This window comes from Vibrio sp. OPT46, assembly GCF_015163535.1.
Classification (GTDB): domain Bacteria; phylum Pseudomonadota; class Gammaproteobacteria; order Enterobacterales; family Vibrionaceae; genus Vibrio; species Vibrio alginolyticus.
This window is the reverse complement of record NZ_JADDYG010000452.1, coordinates 1575-8460: the sequence shown is the minus strand read 5'-3', so window position 1 is coordinate 8460 and position 6886 is coordinate 1575. Positions and strand designations below refer to the sequence as shown.

Genomic DNA, 6886 nt, shown 5'->3' with positions numbered 1-6886 from the left:
ACGAGCGTGATTCAGGATCTACCCACCGAGAGCTTTGAAGTGCGAAAGTTATCGCTATTTCCTAGCGAGCTGTAACCCGATTCCCAGTCTCGTCTAGACTCGCTGGAATGACCCTCTCTTGGAGCAGATCCAATACCTAGGGTTGTGGCGAGCAATGTATCTTCCAACATCCGTCATCCTGAACAACGAGGGACGAGCGTGATTCAGGATCTACCCACCGAGTGCTTTGAAGTGCGAAAGTTATCGTCATTTCCTAGCGAGCTGTAACCCGATTCCTAGTCTCGTTTTAACTCGCCGGAAAGACCCTATCTTGAAGCTGCTCCAATACCTAGGGTTGTGGCGAGCAATATATCTTCCAACATCCGTCATCCTGAACAGCGAGGGACGAGCGTGATTCAGGAGCTCCCCACCGAGAGCTTTGAAGTGCGGAAGTTATCGCTATTTCCTAGCGAGCAGTAAACCGATTCCTAGTCTCATTTAAACTCGCTAGATTGACCCTAATTTTAGTTCATGGCGCGGAGCCTAAGTATTAATATCAACCCACCAACTCTTTACGAATGATCTCCGCACCCGCACTTAACGCATTGAGCTTAGCGGTCGATACTTCACGAGACAAAGGTGCCATACCGCAGTTGGTACATGGGTAAAGCTTGTCGGCATCAACGTACTTCAACGCCTCTCGCAATGTTTTCGCTACTTCTTCTGGCGTTTCAATTTCGTTAGTAGCGACATCAATCGCACCAACCATCACCTTCTTACCGCGAATCAACTCAAGCAACTCAATAGGCACTCGCGAGTTATGACACTCAAGCGAGATAATATCGATATTTGACTGCTGCAATTTAGGGAATACTTCTTCGTATTGTCGCCATTCAGTGCCTAGCGTTTGCTTCCAATCCGTGTTCGCTTTGATGCCGTAGCCATAGCAGATGTGCACTGCAGTTTCACATTTCAGCCCTTCAATCGCACGCTCTAAACACGCAATGCCCCACTCGTTCACATCATCGAAAAACACATTAAACGCAGGCTCATCAAACTGAATGATATCGACACCTGCCGCTTCAAGCTCTTTCGCTTCTTGGTTGAGGATTTTTGCAAATTCCCAAGCCAGCTTTTCACGGCTACCGTAATGATCATCATAAAGTGTGTCGATCATCGTCATAGGGCCTGGAAGCGCCCACTTGATAGGTTGCTTAGTTTGCTGACGCAAGAACTTGGCATCTTCAACAAACACGGGCTTTGTGCGGCTTACTGGGCCAACCACAGTCGGAACACTTGCTTCATAACGGTTGCGAATAGTCACCGTTTTGCGGTTTTCAAAATCTACGCCGCTTAAATGCTCAATAAAGGTCGTCACAAAATGTTGCCGAGTTTGCTCGCCATCACTGACGATATCAACGCCTGCCAGTTCTTGTTCTTGCAAAGCGACACGTAGCGCATCGCGTTTGCCATCAATCAGTTCTTCACCTTGCAGTTTCCACGGTGACCAAAGTTTTTCTGGTTCGGCCAGCCAAGAAGGTTTCGGTAAGCTGCCAGCCGTTGAAGTCGGTAATAGTGTTTTCATCGTCATTCCTTTCTAGATTCTCGTTATCTTTTACGCGTAATTTGCAGACCATTGTTCAAGCACAGATTGATAAGGTTTGATGAAATGCTCCTCGGCAAATTTCCCTTGTTCAATCGCCAGTTGGCTGCGCTCTTCTCGGTCGTAAACGATTTGAGTTAGCGAGTGGTCTAGGTTTTTTAGGTTTGGCTGGTAGCAATTACCGGCAACCGCGTTGGCATTGTAAATCTCAGGTCGGTAAATCTTCTGGAATGTCTCCATCGTGCTAATCGTGCTGATAAGCTCTAGGTTTGAATAATCGTTCAACAAGTCACCGAAGAAGTAGAATGCCAATGGTGCAACAGTGTTTGGTGGCATGAAGTAGCGCACCTGTAAGCCCATCTTCTTGAAGTACTGCTCCGTCAACGAAGATTCGTTCGGCTGATATTCAAAGCCCAAAACAGGATGTTGATTTTCGGTGCGTCGGTATACCTTGTTGTCCGATACGCTCAGACAAATCACTGGCAGCTTTTTGAAATGCTGTTTATAAGACTCAGAATTAACGAAAGCTTTGAACAGTTTGCCATGCAAATCACCGAAGTTCGCTGGGATGCTGAACTGTGGCTGGTTTTTGTTGTGGTCCAACAGCAAAACGCTAAAGTCGTAATCACGCACGTATGAAGAGAAGTTGTTGCCCACAATGCCTTCGATGCGCTCGTTAGTGTTGTGATCAACAATGTTAGTTTTGAGCACTTCAATCGATGGGAATGCTTCTCCACTACCTTGGATATCCATATCAACAGAGATGATTTCAAGTTCAACTGAGTAGCGGTCACCTTGCGCGTTATCCCAATATGCCAACGCATTAAAACGATTATCGATCATTCGGAGCGCATTGCGCAGATTCTCTCGGCGGTAGTTTCCGCGAGCCAGATTAGCAAAGTTGGTAGTGATTCGCGTGTTGTCTGATGGTTGGTAATTCTCATCAAAGCGAATGCTTTTGATAGCAAATGTGAAATCGTTATTCATCGTGAGTTGGTATCCTATTTCCTTAGATAAAGCAGACTTTTCCTAACTCTGTGCATGGGGACATTTTTTGTTTTTTGGTTTTCCCAATCGTTAGGTTGCACAGCACTTACGACGAACGGTTCGTACAAAAATGACCGTCGCAGTGCCTAACACCAGAGCAGTCCTTTTTTTATACTTGCTTCACGAGTTGAGTAATATTGGTATTGTTTCACATTGAACATGAAGGAATTTCATGATTTGAGGAAAAAGCCTGTCTCGTGCGTGTTACACATGCAGTCGATAAAGACTTCCATTGCAGGCGTAACACACTTTCCGGCATTGCAGCCACACTGCGGTTTGATCATTTGCGGTGCGTTGGTAAACTCAAGCTCTTGCAGGCTGCCCTCTTGTAGTTCTTTTTCAACAGTGAAGCGAGGCAGAAAAGAGATACCGATATTACTCTCTACACAGTTTTTGATAGTGTTAATACTGCTCAGCTCAATCATGTTATCGATGCTGATGTTTCGCTTTTGGATGATGCTCTCAAAAGTCTTACGGAAAAGGCACTTAGGACCATTGCTGATGAATCCCAAATCAATGTGTTGCTCCCCTTTCTGTAGATCCAACCCTGTTAAAAGCGGCGAAGCAACAAGGACCAACGGCTCTTGTTCAAACTCATGCACCTTGAGTGCATCATCATTACCGACACGATAAAACACACCCAAATCGGCTTTATCAGCAATCAATTCATCACGAATCTTATAGCAGTTTTGTGATTGCAGTGAGAGCCTTACTTTCGGCGCTCGTATTCTGAATTCCTTCAAAACATTGGCCATTTTATAAGCGAGCTGAGTTTCTGCGATTAAAACCTTCAACTCCCCTGTCGGCTCAGAACTCTCTTGTTGTGCCGTGCCTTCAATGTTTTCCATCACTCGTGCGAGCTCATAAACGTACGGAAGGATCTTTTCTCCTGCCTGAGTCAGCGCCATTTTTCGGCCGATCTTTTCGAACAACCGCAATGAGAGATCTTGCTCTAACTATTTGATCTTAAAGGTAACTGTCGGCTGAGTGCAATAAAGCTATTGCGATGCTTTAAGAAACGAGCCTTCCTCAACAATGGTTTTAAACGTAATGAAACGTTTTAGATTCATGGCCAAACTCCTAACTTAATAGTTCGAAAGGTTAAAACTCTTAGTTTAAATGCATTCGATTTTTTAATTTATTAACGCGAAGTATAGTGCACAAAAAACAGGAGAGATAGAGATGAGTGCCATCTACACCGCATTTTTCACCTACGTCATCATTACTTCGATCACGCTGGGTCCCAACAACATTTTGTCTCTCAGTGTTGCAACACAGCACGGGCTAAAGCGATCTACCAACGTCATTTCTGAGATGTTCTGCGGCTATATTGTTTTGATGCTGCTGTGTGGCGTTTTCACTTACCACATGGTCAGCCTGCTTCCTGTGATTACACCTTGGCTCACATGGGTGGGTGCGGCTTACATCATTTGGTTAGCTTGGGGAATCGCGACAAGTGATATCAAAACTACATCAGAAGATTCTGAGGGCATCACTTTCTTGACGGGCTTTGGTTTGCAGTTCGTAAACGTGAAAATCATTCTATACGGCGTAACATCCATATCAACATTCGTGTTGCCTTACACACAAAACATCTACTGGATCTTGGCCACCAGCCTAGTGCTCGCGTTTATTGCTCTAGCCAGCAACTTGATCTGGGCAATTGCAGGCAAACTTCTTCAATCGCAATTCCAGAAATATGGCAAAGCGATCAATATGACCTTAGCGGCGACGCTACTTTACTGCGCGGTACAGTTGTTTGTTTGAGGCTGAGGTTGAGGAGATGAGACGCAGTGATTTCCGCATCTCGAATTTGTAGATGGAGAAATGGTTGGCTTTGAGTATGCTAACTCAAAGTTGGACAGAAGCTTGTTGAACTTTCTGCTCTATTTTGGCTGACGGTGATTAGGAGAAGTATGGATAGATCCATAAATATAGTTTTTTAAGATATCAAAAATCCACCAAGATGCGCGGTCACTTGACAGTCATTCAATTTATGAGCGCTAAAATACTGAGCAGACGAAATGTTGCTGAAATGAGATTTCCAAATAAGTCGAACTGCCCTGTGGGAGTTAACTGCTCTTGTATGCTTTACGTTTGTTTGAATCACAAAGCCTTTCTGCTACCCAAACGACTAAGTAAATAACTGAAAGGCGTCTCCGACGGTAGCTATATTACCTTCAAAACAAAAGGAAGATCTTAAACATCTCCTCCCGTGCTCTACTGAATAGCTTTTGCATGTGGATCTGTCGTTAATTTTTTACCTTTCAGCAAGCCAAGCTCGTGTAAAAAAGACCCTGCACATTTATGTACTTTCGCCTTTTCGAGACTCATACAAACAAACCGTCAAAAGAACTACTGCCTTTTATTCGGCAGTGCTCGTTTTGTGTGCCTCAATATATATGGTTTCAAGGATAACTTATCAATAGTTGCTATTTACCAGCTGAAGACGACAGCATCCAAAAATAGCTTTAATTCCGCTTAGTTACTACACCAAGATCAAACGCCCATGGACTAATAGCGCGCACCGAACCAGGAATGATCACACTAGTGATCTCGTTATCAGTAAATGCCTCTTCACCAATGACAGTCACCGAATCTGGAAAGGTTATGCTAGTAAGCTTGTTTCCATCAAATGCCCTCCTCCCAATGGTAAATACTGAGTCAGGTAGAGTTACTCTGGTGAGCTCATTATGGCTAAGTGCCAACTCCCGAATGGTAGTCAACGTGTTTGGAAGGGTTACGTTAGTGAGCTTATTTCCATAAAGTGCCCCCTTCCCAAGAGTAGTCACGGAGTCAGGAACAACGACCTTTTTGTTCTCAGTTCCATCATCATTACGAGTAAAAATAAAGCCATCTGATGGTATATTGTTTAATGTGGGTAACGCGATACCATTGAACCCTCCAGCACCGATGGTGGATAACGAATCTGGGAGGGTCACACTATTAAGTTGGTTAAAACTAAACACATTGTCCCCAATTGGTATTTAACGAACCTGAGAGTATAACGCTGGTAAGCTTGTTATCGCTAAACGCCCCTTTGCCAATGGCTACCACGGAATCTGGAATGGTCAGGTTGGTGAGCTCATTGTCCTTAAATGCCTCATCTTCAATTGTGGCAACCGAATCCGGTATGGTTACATTAGTGAGTTGGTGACCAACAAACGCGCCTTCACCAATAATGGTCACCGAGCTTGAAATTATGACATCGGTCTCTCTACCGGTATACTCTGCAAGTATTGATTTGTTCTGCGAGCCATCTAATTTTTTAGCATAGACTAACCCTTCCGTTGCATGCTCACAGCCTGTTAGAAGGGCTAGACTAAGCAAGATGCCAAAGATTTGGCCAGTTAGCCTATTGAGTTTTATTCTTGATAATGACATTGCTACTCGCGGGTTTATAATTAGACCGTTATCGGTCTTTCTATGCAAACGCATAAAATGTTCACAGAAATTTAGCTCTACTCAGAGATAAAAGGATGATAACAATACTTTTAATGGATTATCACTCCCAAAAAGATGCTTAGATAGTTTCTCTAACAAAAGAGGCAACTTTGACAAGCCAAACAAGCATATAAAACGCTTAAATCGTGTTGAATTTCATTCTATCGGATAACTTTTTGCAGGGTATTTGATCTAATGAGTATAGGAGCAATAGTTTCCTGTAATAAAGAAAACTGTTGCCTATTTGATCATCCATATTCAAGATGAATATTCATAAGAAGACTAGAGATGGGCAATTTCTGCGGCTATCAAAGTCGAGCTAAAAGTCGCGGAAGCGAACAAAAGCTCAGACCAAGCGGAAGTTACGCTCCTCACCCAATTCAATATTATAGGGATGTTCGCACGCAAGCGCCTGAAGGAGCGTAACAGCTGGTAAAACTAATGTATTTCAAGCGATGAGATTGGCTTTAGATTAATCATTATCTACTCCAGTCTGGCTGGAGTAGTTCATGTCAAAAATCGCCTTCGAATAAGTCAAATTAACTTAAATTCAACGCATAGAATCCATCAAACATTCACAGATATATTATCTCAAAGGAATAAGAAAATGCGCTATATTCGTCTAATTATAATCGCATTGAGTGTAGCGATTTTTTCTGTCCAAGCTTTTGACGGAGCTAGGTTTGCTCACAAAGATTGGTATTTGGCATGTGACAATACTGGCACTTGCCGAGCAGCGGGGTACGCGCCAGCTGGTCTTGGCTATGGTATGGCAATGATGTTTAGACGTGAAGCTGGACCTGCAACCCAGAT

7 protein-coding genes and 1 pseudogene are annotated in these 6886 nt (G+C 43.6%); 2 read left to right on the top strand and 6 right to left on the bottom strand.

The features are described 5' to 3' along the window. Positions 1 to 535 precede the first annotated feature (535 nt). The 3 genes from IQR33_RS19695 to IQR33_RS19685 all read right to left on the bottom strand — a co-directional run bounded on the left by IQR33_RS19695 (position 536) and on the right by IQR33_RS19685 (position 3567). Entirely contained in the window at positions 536 to 1564 is a 1029-nt protein-coding gene (locus IQR33_RS19695; protein WP_005376742.1) for a methionine synthase, read from the bottom strand. 30 nt (positions 1565 to 1594) lie between these two features. Continuing rightward, on the bottom strand, positions 1595 to 2569 hold the full coding sequence (locus tag IQR33_RS19690; protein ID WP_042523046.1) for a DUF1852 domain-containing protein: 975 nt from the start codon (positions 2567 to 2569) through the stop codon (positions 1595 to 1597). Between the two features lie 230 nt (positions 2570 to 2799). Continuing rightward, positions 2800 to 3567: a LysR family transcriptional regulator gene (locus IQR33_RS19685; protein ID WP_228014009.1), complete on the bottom strand. Its 768-nt coding sequence runs from the start codon at positions 3565 to 3567 to the stop codon at positions 2800 to 2802. A 244-nt stretch (positions 3568 to 3811) separates the two neighbouring features. On the opposite strand from IQR33_RS19685, the gene eamB reads away from it, so the two are divergent. Beyond that, on the top strand, positions 3812 to 4396 hold the full coding sequence (gene eamB / locus IQR33_RS19680) for a cysteine/O-acetylserine transporter (protein WP_193838096.1): 585 nt from the start codon (positions 3812 to 3814) through the stop codon (positions 4394 to 4396). Positions 4397 to 4618: 222 nt separating this feature from the next. Here eamB and IQR33_RS33620 read toward each other — a convergent pair. From IQR33_RS33620 to IQR33_RS19670, 3 genes and pseudogenes are all read right to left on the bottom strand, one after another. Continuing rightward, positions 4619 to 4933: pseudogene (locus IQR33_RS33620) on the bottom strand (thiamine biosynthesis protein ThiJ); the annotation flags it as partial. 167 nt (positions 4934 to 5100) lie between these two features. After that, entirely contained in the window at positions 5101 to 5598 is a 498-nt protein-coding gene (locus IQR33_RS19675) for a leucine-rich repeat domain-containing protein (protein ID WP_158174046.1), read from the bottom strand. Next, entirely contained in the window at positions 5591 to 6013 is a 423-nt protein-coding gene (locus IQR33_RS19670; RefSeq protein ID WP_158174047.1) for a leucine-rich repeat domain-containing protein, read from the bottom strand. Before IQR33_RS19670 ends, IQR33_RS19675 begins: the two co-directional genes overlap by 8 nt. A 667-nt stretch (positions 6014 to 6680) precedes the next feature. Here IQR33_RS19670 and IQR33_RS33610 point away from each other — a divergent pair. Further along, positions 6681 to 6886 (top strand): DUF1176 domain-containing protein (locus tag IQR33_RS33610; RefSeq protein WP_228014008.1); only part of this gene is annotated, 206 nt, incomplete at its 3' end.